At 39.3% G+C, this 16,780-nt stretch carries 16 protein-coding genes; 9 read left to right on the top strand and 7 right to left on the bottom strand.

Going from position 1 to position 16,780, the window contains the following annotated elements; translation table 11 throughout:
• The first annotated feature begins 381 nt into the window (after positions 1-381).
• A complete protein-coding gene (locus VB733_RS16390; RefSeq protein WP_323341129.1) occupies positions 382-2,022 on the top strand; it encodes an efflux RND transporter periplasmic adaptor subunit in 1,641 nt (546 codons plus the stop codon).
• 65 nt (positions 2,023-2,087) lie between these two features.
• Entirely contained in the window at positions 2,088-2,822 is a 735-nt protein-coding gene (locus VB733_RS16395) for a hypothetical protein (RefSeq protein WP_323341130.1), read from the top strand.
• A gap of 269 nt (positions 2,823-3,091) precedes the next feature.
• Here VB733_RS16395 and VB733_RS16400 read toward each other — a convergent pair whose 3' ends face one another.
• Positions 3,092-3,433, bottom strand: coding sequence for a Txe/YoeB family addiction module toxin (locus VB733_RS16400; protein WP_323341131.1), 342 nt, complete (start codon positions 3,431-3,433; stop codon positions 3,092-3,094).
• Positions 3,409-3,651: a type II toxin-antitoxin system Phd/YefM family antitoxin gene (locus tag VB733_RS16405; RefSeq protein ID WP_323341132.1), complete on the bottom strand. Its 243-nt coding sequence runs from the start codon at positions 3,649-3,651 to the stop codon at positions 3,409-3,411. Before VB733_RS16405 ends, VB733_RS16400 begins: the two co-directional genes overlap by 25 nt.
• A 155-nt stretch (positions 3,652-3,806) precedes the next feature.
• Here VB733_RS16405 and VB733_RS16410 point away from each other — a divergent pair, with 155 nt between their 5' ends.
• From VB733_RS16410 to VB733_RS16420, 3 genes are all read left to right on the top strand, one after another.
• The gene (locus VB733_RS16410) at positions 3,807-6,929 is read left to right on the top strand and encodes an efflux RND transporter permease subunit (RefSeq protein WP_323341133.1); all 3,123 of its coding nucleotides are present in this window, start codon (positions 3,807-3,809) and stop codon (positions 6,927-6,929) included.
• A 93-nt stretch (positions 6,930-7,022) separates the two neighbouring features.
• Complete coding sequence (locus tag VB733_RS16415) at positions 7,023-7,529, top strand: hypothetical protein (RefSeq protein WP_323341134.1); 507 nt, start codon at positions 7,023-7,025, stop codon at positions 7,527-7,529.
• 317 nt (positions 7,530-7,846) lie between these two features.
• A complete protein-coding gene (locus tag VB733_RS16420) occupies positions 7,847-8,533 on the top strand; it encodes a DUF305 domain-containing protein (protein ID WP_323341135.1) in 687 nt (228 codons plus the stop codon).
• A gap of 53 nt (positions 8,534-8,586) precedes the next feature.
• On the opposite strand, the gene rppB is transcribed toward VB733_RS16420, so the two are convergent.
• The 4 genes from rppB to VB733_RS16440 all read right to left on the bottom strand — a co-directional run bounded on the left by rppB (position 8,587) and on the right by VB733_RS16440 (position 12,486).
• Positions 8,587-10,023 carry a two-component system sensor histidine kinase RppB gene (gene rppB, locus VB733_RS16425; RefSeq protein ID WP_323341136.1) on the bottom strand — a complete coding sequence of 479 codons (1,437 nt, stop codon included), beginning with the start codon at positions 10,021-10,023 and terminating at the stop codon, positions 8,587-8,589.
• A complete protein-coding gene (rppA, locus tag VB733_RS16430) occupies positions 10,010-10,714 on the bottom strand; it encodes a two-component system response regulator RppA (RefSeq protein ID WP_323341137.1) in 705 nt (234 codons plus the stop codon). The genes rppB and rppA overlap by 14 nt, the downstream gene beginning before the upstream one ends.
• An 81-nt stretch (positions 10,715-10,795) precedes the next feature.
• Positions 10,796-11,281 carry a DUF2808 domain-containing protein gene (locus VB733_RS16435; RefSeq protein ID WP_323341138.1) on the bottom strand — a complete coding sequence of 162 codons (486 nt, stop codon included), beginning with the start codon at positions 11,279-11,281 and terminating at the stop codon, positions 10,796-10,798.
• 293 nt (positions 11,282-11,574) lie between these two features.
• Complete coding sequence (locus VB733_RS16440; protein ID WP_323341139.1) at positions 11,575-12,486, bottom strand: hypothetical protein; 912 nt, start codon at positions 12,484-12,486, stop codon at positions 11,575-11,577.
• Positions 12,487-12,711: 225 nt separating this feature from the next.
• On the opposite strand from VB733_RS16440, the gene VB733_RS16445 reads away from it, so the two are divergent.
• Genes VB733_RS16445 through VB733_RS16455 form a run of 3 tightly spaced genes read left to right on the top strand, consistent with a single transcriptional unit; the run spans position 12,712 to position 15,472 of the window.
• Positions 12,712-12,906, top strand: a complete 195-nt coding sequence (locus VB733_RS16445; RefSeq protein WP_323341140.1) for a heavy-metal-associated domain-containing protein — start codon at positions 12,712-12,714, stop codon at positions 12,904-12,906.
• Between the two features lie 36 nt (positions 12,907-12,942).
• The gene (locus tag VB733_RS16450) at positions 12,943-15,204 is read left to right on the top strand and encodes a heavy metal translocating P-type ATPase (RefSeq protein WP_323341141.1); all 2,262 of its coding nucleotides are present in this window, start codon (positions 12,943-12,945) and stop codon (positions 15,202-15,204) included.
• Between the two features lie 34 nt (positions 15,205-15,238).
• On the top strand, positions 15,239-15,472 hold the full coding sequence (locus VB733_RS16455; protein ID WP_323341142.1) for a hypothetical protein: 234 nt from the start codon (positions 15,239-15,241) through the stop codon (positions 15,470-15,472).
• Between the two features lie 278 nt (positions 15,473-15,750).
• Here VB733_RS16455 and VB733_RS16460 read toward each other — a convergent pair whose 3' ends face one another.
• A complete protein-coding gene (locus VB733_RS16460) occupies positions 15,751-15,885 on the bottom strand; it encodes a hypothetical protein (protein WP_323341143.1) in 135 nt (44 codons plus the stop codon).
• 48 nt (positions 15,886-15,933) lie between these two features.
• On the opposite strand from VB733_RS16460, the gene VB733_RS16465 reads away from it, so the two are divergent.
• Positions 15,934-16,746, top strand: a complete 813-nt coding sequence (locus VB733_RS16465; protein WP_323341144.1) for a biotin--[acetyl-CoA-carboxylase] ligase — start codon at positions 15,934-15,936, stop codon at positions 16,744-16,746.
• Positions 16,747-16,780 lie beyond the last annotated feature (34 nt).

Genomic DNA, 16,780 nt, shown 5'->3' on the forward strand with positions numbered 1-16,780 from the left:
TGCGAAAAAGAAATTACCCATCTTGTTGTTGCTGTAGTGGGCAAGATGCCCCGGAGTTTTCCGTGAAGAATATCTCCCCGGAAACTCCTCTCCACACTACAAGAATTTTCGGTACATTATTTCCTGGAAATCTCCTAATCACTTAAAATTAAAATTTCTCCGCGTCCCCGCGTCTCTAATTCTCCATGTCAGGCTTAATAATAAGTATTCAACCGGACGAGCATCATATCCCCTTCCCTCTGAATTTCATCCTAATTTCATACCCATCTGTAAAACTCTAAAGTTAAGTGGTGTCGCATCTCAAGCCAATTTCAGGAGTAAAACGGCTTGCTTGCACCCTGCTCCACTTAGCCAACACCAAGAGCGTAAGGACATTTAGCAATGGGACTCTCTCACCGTCAGCAAGCACAAACAGCAATTAGTTGCCTTTCTCACACGCTCTTGAGCCTATTGTTATTGGCAAACCCAGTTGTTGTTCTGGCTCATGCCGGACATGGAGATGAATTTAAAAGTGGGGGCGATACAGCAGGTACTCCTGAGTCAGTTAAAATTGATACTGATACTGCTCGCAGACTGGGTATTAAAACAGAAAAAGTCCAACGACAACCTCTCACCATCGGCATCAAAACGACTGGAAAGATTGAAACATTACCTAGCCAGAAAGTCGAAATTACTACTCCCATTACAGGGGCGAAAGTAGTTGAGTTGTTAGTAGAACCTGGGGCAACTGTGAGAAAAGGTCAACCAGTTGCGGTTGTCACCAGTCCCGATTTGGCGACATTGGGCATTGAATCACAAGAAAAACGTGCAGATGCGATCGCTTCACTACAACAAGCACAAACCGATTTCCGATTAGCCCAGGAAAATTATCAAAGATATGTGCAGATAGCGAATGCAGAGATAGCCGCAGCCCAAAGCCAGGTATCATTTGCTCAAGAAAAATATACTCAAGATCAACAGTTAGCTGATGCGGGTGCTTTACCTCGCCGCAATGCTTTAGAATCGCAAACCCAACTTGCAGAAGCAAAAACCAAACTTACCTCAGCCAATAGTAGACGGGATGCGATCGCCGCTAAAGCGCAAATGCAACGGGCTTTGGCAGCTATGCAAGTAGCCCAGGAACGTTTACGCCTCAGTGATGCTACTTATAAGGTGAGACTGCAACAAATTGGCAATACTGCTAATTCTAAAGGATTGGTAACGGTAACTGCTCCTATCTCTGGAAAAATTAGCGATCGTGAAGTTACCCTTGGTCAAACTTTTAACGATGCGGGTGGCAAATTAATGACAATTGTGAATGATAGTCGAGTTTTTGCCACAGCGAATATTTATGAGAAAGATTTAGAACAAATCAAAGTTGGGCAAAGAGTCACTTTGCAAGTTGCCAGCTTACCCAAGATGACTTTTTCTGGGAGAATTTCCCGTGTTGCCACATCCGTGGAAGGGGAAACACAAGTTGTTCCCGTACAAGCCGAAATTGATAACGCGGCTGGGAAACTAAAACCAGGGATGTTTGCAGAACTGGAAGTGTTAACAAACAAAACTTCTGCACCGACTTTAGCGATTCCTACTGCTGCGGTAGTTGATGGGAATGGAAAAAAATTAGTCTACATACAAAATGGTAATACCTTCCAAGCAGCAGAAGTCACTCTCGGTCAAACTTCCGGCGATATGGTGGAAATCAAGAGTGGTTTGTTTGCTAGTGATATCATTGTCACACAACGCGCACCGCAACTATACGCACAATCTCTACGGGGTAGAAGTAAAAAAGAAGGCGAGCATTCTCATGCAGAAGAGACTCAGGTGCAAACAAGTAGTTTGCCAATACCCTTATGGTTATTAGTGATTGGGGGAGTAGGAATAGTTGCTGCGGCTTTTGCGGCGGGTAATTTTTGGTCGATTCGTCGAGTGCGTCGGAGTTTGGTTATGGATGGATTCAAGTATACAACTGACGTTACTGTAGATCAGCAACCGCATTTATTGAGTACATCTGTGGGAGAAAAGGGAGAGAGGGAGGAATAAAGTATTCTGGTGTTAAAATTAGTGTTATTCACATTACGAGCATTAATCGAGATAAGAGGGTAAAGTTGACTGAATTTACTTATGTTTTTCCAGAATCCAGAAAGTTTCTTCATACACTAATAACATATTTACAAGCAAAAGATAAAGATAATATTGTTAATTGGCTTATAAAATCAAAGTGTGAATTCTTAGAAAACGAAGAATTTGGTTATCGTTATTATTCTAGAGAAGCAACAGTCAAGTTTCTTTTACCTCATGACGTTTTTACTGAGTTCAAGAAAATAGATACTAAAACACAAATAGAAAAAGATTTATTGTGTGCAGTTAAGAAAAATTTTCCCTCAGATGCTGGTTATGACATCACCTATTTAGAAATACTTCCAGTGATTGAAGCTCCACCAGACGAAGAAATTAACTTAGAAAATTCCGCATCACTCGTTTCCCCTGGGAACCTGCTACACGATGGTTTGAGATTTCGTTCTCGTAGTGAAATAAAGATATACGAAGTGCTTAAGAAACGTAATGTTTTGTTTTTTGCAAATGCAACAGCAGTGTTAGGCAGCAAAGATATAAAAAAAGAACCGGATTTTTTAGTTTGTCAAAATGGAAAATGGGGTATTCTTGAGGTAATGGGTGAGCCTTACCATCCAAGCAGTACGGCAATGAAAGACCACGAGAGAGCAAGGCTCTTCAAAAATTATGGTCTATTATATATTGAGTTTTATGATGCTGCAAGGTGCTATAGTAAGCCTGATGAGGTAGTCGATGATTTTTTACACCGCTTGTCAAGCATACAATAGAACTGTTCCCAAATAAGCTAAAAAATCCATGAAAACCAGTCACAGAGGGCATTTTAAAAAAGGCTTTTAGTCACTAAAGCCTATGCTATTTAAGGTTTTGAATAATTGCGGGCTGGATTAAGCGACAAGTTAATTTCATCCAGCAATAATAATACTAAAAGTATATAGATTTGCATCGTCATAATATTTTTCGTTAGAACGCAAAAATGTATTCTTACAAAACATTTCCGATATCATTTATTCAGCTTTCTGGGACTATATGCAAAGACTCACTCATAATGCGTCCACATCCGAATTACTTTTACTTTTTGTTCGGATTCGATAACCTCATATACTAATCGATGCTGTATATTAATTCTGCGAGAATAAGCACCAGATAAATCACCAACTAATTTTTCATAAGGTGGAGGATTTTGAAAGGGATTTTTGGCGATAACTGCGAGTAATTCCTCTGCTTTTTCCTTCAAGTTACTAGAAGCTAATTTCTTCGCGTCTTTTTGTGTTTGTTTTGTATAAACTAGCTTCCAAGTCACCACTTCGGAGTTCGTTATTTGCTCATAGGAGAAATCCTCAATACCTTCCTGACTCACCACTCCAAATCCTCGGAACATTCTTCAACAGAAGTTGCTAACCCTTCCTTGATAGATTCTCGCATTTCTGGTACGGATAACAAATAAAGAGTTTCCTGAATAGCAGACCAATCTTTTTCAGCAAGTAAAATCGCATTACCATGCTCACCTTGAATAATAACAGGTTCCCCTTGAGTCGCAACCTGATCAATTAGCTGTTGGAGATTATTTTGAGCTTCATTCACAGAAAGTGAAGACATGTTGTTATCCTAAACTCGCAATAATTTTAATGTAGCTCATCTACACAGCCCAGCAAATATTTCATCCTCATTTCATACCCATCTGCAAAACTGTAATGTGACTGCTGCGAGTGCTGTTGCAGTTCTTGTTACCACCCGACACCAATCTGTATTTTATGCTCAATACCATCCTCAAATGGTCGATCGCCCAACGTTGGCTAGTTGTCATTGGTGCAATAATAGTCACATTCTTGGGTACGTATAATCTTACCCAAATGCCTTTGGATGTGTTTCCTGATTTTGCCCCTCCCCAGGTAGAAATTCAAACGGAAGCACCGGGACTTGCACCAGAAGAGGTGGAATCTCTAATTACCTTGCCAATTGAAAGTGCGGTGAACGGGACACCGGGAGTGGAAACGGTACGTTCTGCTTCGGCGGTGGGTATTTCGGTGGTGAAGGTAATTTTTAAATGGGGGACGAATGTTTATCAAGCACGACAGTTGGTGACGGAAAGGTTGCAACAGGTTGTACAGAAATTACCAGCAGGGGTGGAAAATCCGCAAATTTCACCGGTTTCTTCGCCGATTGGGACGGTTTTGCAATATGCTTTGACTGCGGAAACTACTTCTTTGATGGAAGTGCGGCGATTTGTTGATCGAGATATTACTAACCGAATATTAGCAGTTCCGGGTGTTTCTCAAGTTATTGCTTATGGTGGTGATGTCCGTCAATATCAAGTTTTAGTTGATCCAGCAAAACTCAAGGCTTTTAATGTCAGTTTAGATGCAGTGACAGCATCAGCAAAAGCTGCAAATGTCAATACTGCTGGGGGTTTCTTAATTAATCCCGATCAGGAAATTATTATTCGCGGTGTGGGACGGATTGATTCGATTGAAGATTTAGGGAAGTCTGCGATTGCATCTCGTAATGGTATACCCGTGTTGCTGCAAGATGTGGCGGAGGTAAAAATTGGTGCAGCCCTGAAGCGGGGAGATGGGAGTTTTAACGGTAAACCAGCAATTGTAGTCATGGTGAATAAGCAGCCTCAGTATGATACACCGACTGTGACGAAAGCCATAGAAAAAGCGATCGCAGAGGTGAAAGTTGGTTTACCTAAGGATGTACAGGTGACGGAGACTTTTCGCCAAAGTAATTTTATTGATGCAGCGTTAGCAAATGTTACTAGTTCCCTACGTGATGGTACGATTATTGTTTCCGTAATTCTGTTGATGTTTCTGATGAATTGGCGGACGGCAATTATTACTCTGAGTGCCATTCCCTTGTCTATGTTGATCGGGATGATGATTTTGGCTTTATTTGGTCAAGGTATCAATACAATGACCTTGGGAGGTTTGGCGGTAGCGATCGGTTCGGTAGTGGATGATTCCATTGTTGATATGGAAAATGCTTACCGGGGTTTGCGAAAGAATCAGTTAGCGGGGACTCCCTTGCATCCGTTTCAGGTCGTTTATGATACTTCTGTAGAAGTCAGAGTAAGTGTCATTTTTTCAACAGTAATTATTGCCGTAGTTTTTGCGCCGATTTTCTTTTTGACGGGGGTGGAAGGGCGAATTTTTACACCGATGGGTGTGGCTTATTTGGTGTCAATTTTTGCCTCTACTTTGGTAGCAATGACTCTTTCTCCAGCTTTGTGTGCAATTTTACTGGCTCACCGTCCCTTACCGACGGATGATACTTGGGTAAGTAGTTTATCGCAAAGACTTTATCGTCCATTACTGAATTTTGCGATTCGATTTCCAACTATGATTATGATGGCGGCATTAGCATCTTTAATTGCCTCTCTGGTCATTTTACTGAGTTTAGGACGGGTATTTTTACCGGAATTTCAAGAACCTTCGTTAGTAAATACCATACTGCTGTATCCGGGAAGTTCTCTGGAGGCGACGAACCAAGTCGGGTTTGCCTTGCAGGATGCTTTAAAGGATGATAAACGCTTCTCTAGCGTACAATTACGTTCCGGGCGCGCTCCTGGTGATGCGGATGCGGGAGGAGTGAATTTAGGACATTTGGACGTGGAATTGAGTCGAGAAGGATTGCAAAATCGGGAAGCAAGTATTGAGAAGTTGCGGCAAGAATTTGCGAAAATGCCGGGAGTAGCAGCAAATATTGGTGGGTTTATATCCCATCGTATGGATGAGGTATTATCAGGAGTGAGAAGTGCGATCGCCATTAAAGTTTTTGGTGCTGATTTGGATGAGTTACGCCGGATTGGTGCTGAGGTTGAATCTGCGGTGCGGGAAATTCCTGGGCTAGTGGATTTACAATTGGAACCGCAAGTACCAATTAAGCAATTACAAATTCAATTTTTACGTTCAGCAGCAGCACGTTATGGTTTAACTGTAGGTAATCTCAGTGAAATGCTAGAAACGGCACTTAATGGGCGGGTTGTATCCCAAGTTCTCCAAGAACAACAATTATTTGATTTAGTCGTTTGGTTAACACCAGCAGCACGTAATAATTTAGACACAATTCGTAACCTGTTAATTGATACCCCCACAGGTGAAAAAATTCCCCTCGCTCAAGTAGCCAAAATTGATTATGGAACGGGACCAAATACCATCAACAGAGAAAATGTTTCCCGTTTAATTGTCGTTTCTGCAAACGTTTCTGGACGAGATTTAGGCTCTGTCATCGATGAAATTCAAACCCAAGTACGTCAATCAGTCCAGTTACCCACAGGTTACTTTATTCAGTATGGTGGTCAGTTTGAATCAGAACAACGTGCCACCCAAAATTTACTGATATTTAGTGCGATCGCAATTATAATTATCGCCGTGTTGATGTACTTTGCAGTTAAATCTATCCCCGCCATGTTGATGATTATGATTAATCTACCTTTAGCGGTAGTTGGAGGTGTATTTTCAATTGCGATTTCTGGGGGAATAGTTTCTGTTGCTTCGTTGGTGGGATTTATTACTTTATTTGGTGTTGCCACAAGAAATGGTTTGTTATTGGTGGATAATTATAATAGTAAAATTGCTCAAGGAATGTCTTTAAAAGAGGTAATTTTTGCCGGTTCAATGGAGCGTTTAGTGGCAATTTTAATGACTGCTTTAACTTCTGCTTTAGGGATGGTTCCATTAGTGATTGGTAGTGGCGCAGGTAAGGAAATTTTACAGCCTTTAGCAGTTGTGGTTTTGGGTGGTTTATTTACTTCTACGGCATTAACTTTATTGGTTTTACCTGCTTTATATGCCAAGTTTGGTAAGTTTTTAATTACTCAGAATTCCCAGAAAAATATTCAAGATATTAATACTATTCAAAGTTCAGTTATCTAATATTTATTGGATAATGTTTTTCCTAGATATACCGATGGGAATGTACCATTTTTATAATAGAAATTTTGATTGAAAATTGATAAGGAGAAAATTATGCGATCGCTCAAATTAAATTTTGTCATTTTGGCTAGTGTGGGATTAGTTTTTTTAGGTGCTTGTGCCAATCAAGCTGCTGACTCTAGCAGTAATTCTCAAACTGGGACAACAGAAAGTATTACAAAGAATCAAACTGCATCCACAGCTAAAGCTACAACAAATAGTCAGAAAAATACTGACCATTCTCGTAGTAGTAAAGGTGGTGAAGTTGTCGAGACTGGAAAGTATCATTTAGAATTAGTCCCTGAAAAGGAAGGAAATGGAATTCACTTAGATTTTTATTTACAAACAGGTGACACCCACGCAGCGATTCCCAATGCTAAAGTTACTGCTGATATTCAGTCACCAGATGGCAAACAAAGAACAGTTCCTCTAACCTATGATGCTGCTGGTAAACACTATGCTGCTAAATTAGATATGATGAAAACTGGTCAATATCAGGTGAGAATTAATGCAGATATTGATGGCGAAAAAGTTAACGGTAGGTTTAGCGTGAATCTATAAAACCGAAAAATCAATATTCAGATGTTAAGGAAGTATAGCTCTTGAATTTTTCTGGAGCTACTACCTACAAAAAAATAATTGTATATATTTTGAAAAGTTAATATAATTAATCAAGGCAGTAGCTTTGGCAAAAAATATCTAGCTAAAGGCATATTTTATCTTAATGTATTTTTGTATTATGTATAGTTAATTTGTTAAGTAATAATTAGTATTTTTAATAAAAATTAAGACAACAACTATATTTCATCCTGATTTCATCTGCACATGAAAAACTTAAGATATATAGTAGATTTTCATTGAAGAAAACGGGTAAAACCATGAAAAATAATACTCTGATTTACGGGTTAGTTGGCTTATTAACTAGCAGTGCGATCGCTGGATTGTTAGTTACTAATAATACCCAAGCTCAGTCTCCAAATTCGCAACATAATATCCATCATCCCAGTCAAGTTAATTCTACTCAAAAACGAGGAATGATGCTCCACGTTGACCAACATTTTATCGAAATGATGATTCCCCATCATCAACAAGCAGTAGAGATGGCAGATTTGGCTTTAACGAGTTCTAAACGTCCTGAAATCAAAAAACTAGCGCAAGTAATCAAAAAAGATCAAAACCGCGAAATTCAACAAATGCAAACTTGGTATAAAGCATGGTATGGCAAAGATGTACCAATTATGGCGATGAATAGTGAAACAATGATGCAAAGGCATCAACGGATGCACCAAGGCATGATGGATGCATCAATGCACCAGAATATGATGAATATGAAGATGGATTTAGAAGCTTTGAAAAGTGCCTCTGATTTTGACAAAGAATTTATTCGGCAAATGATTCCCCATCACAAAATGGCTGTGAAAATGTCGCAGATGGTGGCTAACAAAGGTAAAAAACCAGAACTTCGCCAGTTAGCCCAATCGATGATTAAAACCCAAAATCTGGAAATTAATCAGATGCAGCAATGGTATCAAGCTTGGTATAATTCAACGCCGGAAAAAAGTTAACTCTAGTTCAAAACTGTAGTTCAAAATTTTAATGAATCTTTAACTCTTCCGCATCAGAAGAAATCAGCTAACCAAACTCTCAGCAACTGATAACTATTGCGATACCAATCTTTCAACAAGAAAATAGAAGACTTCCGTTGAATTGGGTTAATATCTAAAGGTAATTTCACTGTAAAAGTGCTACCTTTTCCTAATTCACTTTCCACATCTAACTCACCTTTATGGAGAACAATGATAGCCCGAACAATGGCTAAACCTAATCCATAACCACCAGTTCTACGCGAGCGATCGCTATTTACACGGTAAAATCGATCAAAGATATGAGGGAGTTCATGTTTGGGGATACCAATACCTGTATCCTGTACTTTAATTATGGCAAAAGAATCACTTTTCTTTAAAAATACTGTCACTTCTCCACCTGTCGGTGTGTATTGAACTGCATTCACAATTAAGTTAGAAATTAGGCGATAAATTTGGTCAGAATTGCCAATAATATTTAAAGGTTGCTGCACTCTAATTACAGATTTCAGTGTAATTTCTACAGAAGTTGCCATCGCTGCAAATTCCTCAATTAAATCGCTGACAATCTCATTTAAACAACATAATTCCTGTTGTTTAATCGGTTGTTTATCTAAACGTGCCAACATCAGCAAATCAGCAACTAATGTAGTAAGTCGCCGATGTTGACGCTGTATAGTTTGTAAAATATCTCGTGTTTCTTCCTCTGCTAATTGAGGCATTAAAAGTGCTGATTCAACTGTTGCACCTGTAGCTGCTAATGGTGTTCGTAATTCATGGGCAACATCGGCTGTAAATTGTTGAATTTGTCGATAAGATTGATATATGGGCTGCATTGCTAATCCAGCTAACCACCAACTAGCAATGGCAATCATGAACATCGCCAAGGGTAATCCTAATATTAAAGTTAATTTGACACTATCAAGATAGCTATTAAACTCTTCTAAACTGCGTCCAACTTGCATATAACCCCAGTTTTGATGATTTTGGGTATGCAACTCTACAGAAATTTGATGGTATTCTTTTCCTTTACTATCATGAATAAATTGCCATATTTTGGAATTAAAAATAGTAGGTAATCCCTGTGGATAATAACCAGCAGTTGCAATCAATCTTCCTGAAGTATCAAAAAAACGCACATAGTAATTATTTTTGGTGACTATACCGAGCAAATGACGTTGAGAATCTAGTGGCTTTTGAGTGCAAGTCGCTGTTGTACTACAATCATTAAGGTTGGGAAATAGCTGCTGTGCGATGGGTTCTAAAATTCCCGGTTGTTGTAACTTGAGTTCTAAACTATCATGCAGTGTCCCAGTCACCGACTCAATTTCATTATCTAAAGCGACAACGTGGGCATGAAATACTGCCCGATAAAAACCAAAAGCACATAGGCTTAAAATTAAACCCATGACAACTACATAATATAAAGCCAAACGAATGCGGGTGAGGCGAAAAAGTTTATTTTGATTCATCAGTAAAATTCAGCCGATATCCCAAACCATGTAAAGTTTCAATCGGATTTACACAACCACTATTTGTGAGTTTACGACGTAACAAACGAATTTGTGCTGCCACCACATTACTACCTGTTTCTGCATTTACTTCCCATAGTTGATTGCGGATTTGTTCAGTTGTTAAAATTTGATTGGGATGCTTCATAAAATATTCCAGCAGTTGAAATTCTTTATTAGTTAAAGAAATTATTTGCTTCTCACCCGTTTCATTTTGACTCACAATTTCGCTGCGACTATAATCCAGACAAAGATTACCAACAGTGAGTAATTGGGGCTGAAACTGTGGAGAACGACGCTGCAAAGCTCGCAATCTCGCCAGTAATTCTCCCATGCCAAATGGTTTGATTAAATAGTCATCAGCACCCGCATCTAAACCCGCAATTTTATCTTCCATCCTATCTTTAGCTGTTAGCATCAAAACAGGAAGAGGACTTCCTTGCAAACGTATTCTTTGGCACAATTCTAAACCACTAATTCCTGGCAGCATCCAATCTAGAATTACTACAGTATATTGTGCCGAGCTATTTTCTAAATATATCCATGCTTCTGTACCATCCATTACCCAATCAACCAAGTATTTATGTTGGTTGAGAGTGCGTTTGATAGCAAGTCCCAAATCAGGTTCATCTTCGACTAGCAACACACGCATATCACATGCAGCAATTCAAGGTTTTGTGTTCATTAGCTATTCTTAGCATAGCTAATAATTAGGTTGCTACTCCTAAAAAAATTAATTGATACGAAATCTTGCTGTACCTATAAACATTTCTGTTCTATGATTAGCAAGTTTCGCTTTGATATTGTAAACAATACCATTACCACGAAATGGTTGCTTGATATTATTGATATCAATTTCCAGTTGAGTATTAGGAGCAACTGGTTTAGTAAATGCAATCATTATACTCTTGCCATTAATTGAAATCTGACTACTAACTTTTTTGTTATTATCATCTACGATAGTAATATCATTGATATCATGACCCCAAGTTACAGTATTTGGTACTTCAATACTTAATTGAGAAACAGTTGGACTATTATTAGGAATATGTACTCGAAAACTATGCCTAACATTTTGCCAGCGTGTTTGAGGGAATTGTGAATTACTATCAATATGGGGTAGTACACCATTATTATTGTTAGCTATCGCGTAGCGAGCAGGAAAGAAAAGCATGTTAGTCAGGGTAAATATACCAATATAAATCAATGTTTTTTTCATAATTAATACGGGAGATATATGAGACTTTGTACTTGGCTTTGAATATCAAGAAAATATGATTTTTATTGATAAATACTTGTTTCTAACACTTGTCAATATAAAGCCTTTTATTGACTAGGTAAAATGAGATTACTATTAGTAATAGTAATTTGATTAAATTAAAATCAATATTTAATCTTGATAAGATGCTAGTCCAGTATGCCGTAAATAAGGCAACCCCCCTTAATTTAAGGAAAAAAGGTTATATATCAATGTGTTTAGCCTTCTGTTTCCTGCCTTGTCGTACTAGTATCTTATTGTACATCAATCCAAAAATCAGCAGTAATAATTTTCCCATTACGATTAAATTGTCCCCACATCTTATATTTTCCTGGTTTGGGAAAGCTAGTCATAAAATGAATCTCACCCTCCGGAGTATCTTTCATTGCATGGGCATGGATATAGTCAGCTTCTGTTAATGGGGATGATTGTTTAAGGATAACTAAATGTCCTCGCTCTCCTAAATAATTTTGTAAATCTTTTGGTGGTTGGTTGCTTGCAGTGTCTAATAAATTAAAAATTAAATGTACATTTTCTCCAGCTTTGATAGTTGGTTGAGATAATTTTAGATTCGCTTGAGTATTCCCAAAAGTTTTAGTTGTTGCCAAATCAATTTTGGCTGTACTATTCGCACTTGCACCTGAAACTTGGGTGTTTAAGATTGAAACCTGTTCGGCTTTCCCAGCGACTTTATAGTCACTAAAGAGTGTATAACCTCCTGGCTGAGGAAAATCTGTTTCAACTTCAAATCTGCCCTTTCCTTTGTATGTTGGATGAATATGATGAAAATATTCCAGATTATTGCTAACAATGATTAAATGCATTAATTGTTCTTGAAATTGATCAAAATTATCAATTGTTTTGCCTGCTTTATCTTGAATATCAATTACTAAATCTACAGGTGTCTTGGGAGTGATTTTAGTTGCAACAGTTAGTTTTGCGATCGCATTTGCAGATTCTAGTTTAGAATTAGTAGAATGATTCCCATGTGAGTTGTGTTCTGTCCCCGAAGTTTTCCCACCATCCATATTATGACCTTCGTGATGGTTTGCCTCCGCAACAGTAGTCGCACTCGGAGTAGCTGTCTGGTTATTGGCAGTTTCTTTAGTACAACCACCAGCAACAAGAGTTGAAGTAATCGCCAGTGCCGTCAGAATACGTTTCATATTCGTCTCCAATAAATAAAATTCCGAGTCTGAATAGGGAAAGCTAATACTCAGTTTTTCAGCCAAAAATGAAATCAGGATGAAATTTCGGCTTTTGGGTGTGAACACATCCCTTTTTTACCACCTCATTCTGTCTAACCAAAAAAAATTTATTTAACCCCTTGACTCTCCAGTAGACAGGAGAATTCACAATAGCATTAGTTTCTAGAAGAAAGGTGGTTAAAGATGAAACTTCAACTAAAAGTTCCCAATATGGCTTGTTCTGCCTGTGGAGAGACAATCACAGCAGCAATAAAGGCAGTTGATTCAACGGCTGTGGTGCAAACTAACTCGCAAACAAAGTTAGTTAGCGTTGAAACCCAAGCATCTGAAGCTCTAATTAAAGAGGTAATTACAACTGCTGGCTACTTAGTTGCATAAAAAAGTGGTGTAAAAGTAGGGAATAGGGGTAAAAAAATGGAAAATGTGACTTTAAAACTACGCGGGATGAGCTGTGCATCCTGTGCCAGAAGCATTGAAGATGCAATTAATTCTGTCCAGGGCGTAAATGAATGTATAGTCAATTTTGGTGCAGAACTGGCAACAGTGGCATATGATGCCCAAAAAACAGATATTGCAACTATCCAAAATGCTGTAGATGAAGCTGGTTATTCTGCATTTCCTTTATCAGAACAAAACCCCACAATAGAGGAAGATGCAGCCGAAAAACGCCGAGAATCAAGAGCAGTCAATCAGTTAACCCGCAAAGTAGTAGTTTCCTGTACCCTGAGTGCCATAATTGTCATTGGCTCCATACCGATGATGACAGGGTTAGACGTGCCTTTTATCCCCATGTGGTTACATCACCCTTGGGTGCAATTAGGACTAACAATCCCAATCCAATTTTGGTGTGGTTTTTCTTTCTATACCAATGCCTGGAAAGCATGGAAACATCATGCGGCAACTATGGATACTCTTGTGGTATTGGGCACGAGTGCGGCATTTATTTATTCGCTATTTCCTACTTTTTTCCCGAATTTATTCATCTCTCAAGGTTTAAGAGCAGATGTATATTATGAAGCTTCTGCCGTGATTATTGCCTTGATTTTACTAGGAAGACTGTTAGAAAGTCGCGCCAAAAAACAAACTGGAGAAGCTATCCGTAAACTCATGGGTTTACAACCAAAAACAGCACGTTTAATTCGTAACGGGGAAGAAATTGATATCCCCATTGCCGAGGTACAAATTGGAGATGTGATATTAGTACGCCCTGGCGAGAAAATCCCTGTTGATGGTGAAGTTATTTCTGGGACATCCACAATTGATGAATCGATGGTGACAGGCGAAAGTCTTGCCGTGAAGAAACAACCTGGAGATGAGGTAATTGGTGCAACCATTAACAAAACAGGTAGTTTTCAATTTCAAACTACACGAATAGGAAAAGATACAGTATTGGCGCAAATTGTCCAGTTAGTGCAACAGGCTCAAGGTAGCAAGGCACCCATTCAAAGATTAGCAGACCGAGTCACAGGATTTTTTGTCCCGGCAGTAATTGCGATCGCACTTTTAACGTTTATCATTTGGTTTAATGTCATGGGTAATCTTACCCTGGCTTTGATGACTATGGTGGGCGTATTAATCATTGCTTGTCCCTGTGCTTTGGGTTTAGCAACTCCAACATCAGTCATGGTGGGAACGGGTAAAGGTGCAGAAAACGGTATTTTGATTAAAGGTGCCGATAGTTTGGAATTAGCCCACAAAATCCAAACAATTGTCCTTGATAAAACCGGAACTATCACCGCAGGGAAACCGACAGTCACCGATTTTATGACTGTCAATGGTACAGCAAATGGTAATGAAATCAAATTGTTGCAATTAGCTGCATCTTTAGAACGTAATTCCGAACACCCGCTTGCCGAAGCAATTGTTAGATATGCCCAAGCTCAAGAAATCGAATTAGTAGATGCGAAACAGTTTGCAGCTGTAACTGGTAGTGGTGTACAGGGGATTGTGGATGTTTACTTAGTACAAATTGGGACAGAGCAATGGATGTCAGAGTTGGGTATCAACACTCAAGCTTTGGCAGCAGCAAAAGAACATTTAGAGTCTCTCGGTAGAACTGCTGTATACATCGCAGTTGAAAGTAAAATTGAAGGCTTAATTGCGATCGCTGATGCAGTAAAACCAACATCTACCCAAGCCATCAAAGCACTACAAAAATTGGGCTTAGAAGTCGTCATGCTCACAGGAGATAACCAGCGTACAGCTCAAATTATCGCTGCTGAAGTTGGTATAAAACGTGTCTTGGCAGAAATTAGACCCGAACAAAAAGCTAGCACCATCAGCAAATTACAAAGCGAAGGCAAAATTGTAGCAATGGTGGGTGATGGGATTAATGATGCACCTGCCTTAGCTCAGGCGGATGTCGGGATTGCCATTGGTACGGGAACAGACGTGGCGATCGCTGCTAGCGATATTACCCTGATTTCTGGTGATTTACAAGGTGTGGTGACGGCGATTCAACTCAGTCACGCAACAATTCGTAATATTCGTCAAAATCTATTTTTTGCCTTTATTTATAACGTTGCCGGAATTCCACTTGCGGCTGGTATTCTGTTTCCGATTTTCGGTTGGTTACTGAACCCAATTATTGCTGGAGCCGCGATGGCATTTAGTTCTGTTTCGGTATTAACAAATGCACTACGTTTACGTAATTTTAAACCCAAGGCAATTGCATAAATAGGGGGCAAAGATGTTCAGGAACAAGGTAATTATGGCTGTGCTTGTCAGTTTAGCGTTATTGTTCGGTATTCATAATTACAGAACAGTTGCACAAACACCCCATACCACCCATAAATCTGAGATATCACCCAAAAGTGAGTTTCAACGGATTGAACAGCCGTTGTGGGGAAAAGTCGCAGTGACAACTTTTGGTTTAGGGTTAATTGGTGTGGAAATATGGTGGTTTTTGTTGAGTAAGTCGAAATCAGGAAAAACAGGTGAGTAGCGACTAACGACTGAAACCCGGTTTCTTCAGTTGATATACGAAAGATTTTTGTCTTGAGTCGAAAGAAACCGGTTTTCTCGGCTTCACGAAAAATTTTGAGCAACGTCAAATCATGCTTTTTAACTAGCACCTGGAAAGGGCTAGTCCGAAGCTGATTAAATAGTTGATTTTGACTAACTATTTATCTAAACGGAATTAATCATAATGAGTAATATCGTTTCTCCAAAATCTGGCAACACATAAAATAAATCTCCCCATCTCCCCATCTCCCCATCTCCCTATCTCCCCATCTCCCCATCTCCCCGTCTCCCCATCTCCCCGTCTCCCCGTCTCCCTATCTCCCCATCTCCCCGTCTCCCCATCTCCCCGTCACCATCTGTTGCTTGCTTTTGGAGAATTGGTATATACCCCACTCCCCAATTTCAAGCTAAACTTAACAGCGTAAATCTGTGTTAAATCCTGTGAGACTCGAACAAGAAAAAATAGAAACTGCTTTAAATACTGCTCGTCAACAAGCTTATTTGCCCTTTTCGCTACATCTCTACGAAACTGTCAACTCCACAAACCAAACTCTGTGGGAATTACTACAAAACGGCGCAACATCAGGAACAGTAGTAATTGCGACAGAACAAACCGCAGGGCGGGGACAATGGGGTCGTCAATGGCTTTCGCAGAGAGGAGGATTATATATATCAACTGCAATTACACTGAACTTCGATGTTATAAATAGTTATCAGCTAACCTTTGCAACTGCCTGGGGAATTACTAGACAATTACAAAAGTGCGACATTCCTGTCGGCATCAAATGGCCCAATGACTTAATTTTGAATCAGCGTAAATTGGGTGGAATCCTCACCGAAACCAAAATTAGCGGCAACAAAATCAACCGAGCAGTGATTGGCGTTGGCATCAACTGGTCAAATCCAGTACCAGAAACAGGGATTAATTTGCAATCTTGGCAAAAACTGCATCAGCTTACCGGAATTGCCAACTTAGAAAACCTCGCCACTCAGGTCTTACTTGGTATAGAATCCGGTATTGAATGTCTTTTAGAAAAAGGAGTTGATATACTTTTACCGAGATACACCAATCTTTTAACGAATATCGGCAATAGCGTATACGTAGAAAACCTTCTAGGTACTGTAATCGGCGTTACTTCTTCTGGATGTCTCCATGTTCGCATGGAAAATTCCGAATCAAAATCGGTAAGAACACCGGATTTTTATTTACAACCAGGTACAATCAGTCTGGGCTACAGTAATTCCTCTAATTAAATTTGCCAGTTATCTTACAGTAAAATCCACCAGA

Source organism: Calothrix sp. UHCC 0171 (genome assembly GCF_034931845.1).
GTDB lineage: Bacteria > Cyanobacteriota > Cyanobacteriia > Cyanobacteriales > Nostocaceae > Brunnivagina.

What these genes read in the sequence shown, in the direction of transcription:
- VB733_RS16420 (WP_323341135.1), top strand. Translation starts at nt 7,847, where the DNA reads ATGAAAAATAATACTCTGATTTACGGGTTAGTTGGCTTATTAACTAGC.
- VB733_RS16440 (WP_323341139.1), bottom strand. Translation starts at nt 12,486, where the DNA reads ATGAAACGTATTCTGACGGCACTGGCGATTACTTCAACTCTTGTTGCT.
- VB733_RS16455 (WP_323341142.1), top strand. Translation starts at nt 15,239, where the DNA reads ATGGCTGTGCTTGTCAGTTTAGCGTTATTGTTCGGTATTCATAATTAC.
- VB733_RS16410 (WP_323341133.1), top strand. Translation starts at nt 3,807, where the DNA reads ATGCTCAATACCATCCTCAAATGGTCGATCGCCCAACGTTGGCTAGTT.
- rppB (WP_323341136.1), bottom strand. Translation starts at nt 10,023, where the DNA reads ATGAATCAAAATAAACTTTTTCGCCTCACCCGCATTCGTTTGGCTTTA.
- VB733_RS16415 (WP_323341134.1), top strand. Translation starts at nt 7,023, where the DNA reads ATGCGATCGCTCAAATTAAATTTTGTCATTTTGGCTAGTGTGGGATTA.
- VB733_RS16390 (WP_323341129.1), top strand. Translation starts at nt 382, where the DNA reads ATGGGACTCTCTCACCGTCAGCAAGCACAAACAGCAATTAGTTGCCTT.
- VB733_RS16450 (WP_323341141.1), top strand. Translation starts at nt 12,943, where the DNA reads ATGGAAAATGTGACTTTAAAACTACGCGGGATGAGCTGTGCATCCTGT.
- rppA (WP_323341137.1), bottom strand. Translation starts at nt 10,714, where the DNA reads ATGCGTGTGTTGCTAGTCGAAGATGAACCTGATTTGGGACTTGCTATC.
- VB733_RS16405 (WP_323341132.1), bottom strand. Translation starts at nt 3,651, where the DNA reads ATGTCTTCACTTTCTGTGAATGAAGCTCAAAATAATCTCCAACAGCTA.
- VB733_RS16435 (WP_323341138.1), bottom strand. Translation starts at nt 11,281, where the DNA reads ATGAAAAAAACATTGATTTATATTGGTATATTTACCCTGACTAACATG.
- VB733_RS16445 (WP_323341140.1), top strand. Translation starts at nt 12,712, where the DNA reads ATGAAACTTCAACTAAAAGTTCCCAATATGGCTTGTTCTGCCTGTGGA.
- VB733_RS16400 (WP_323341131.1), bottom strand. Translation starts at nt 3,433, where the DNA reads ATGTTCCGAGGATTTGGAGTGGTGAGTCAGGAAGGTATTGAGGATTTC.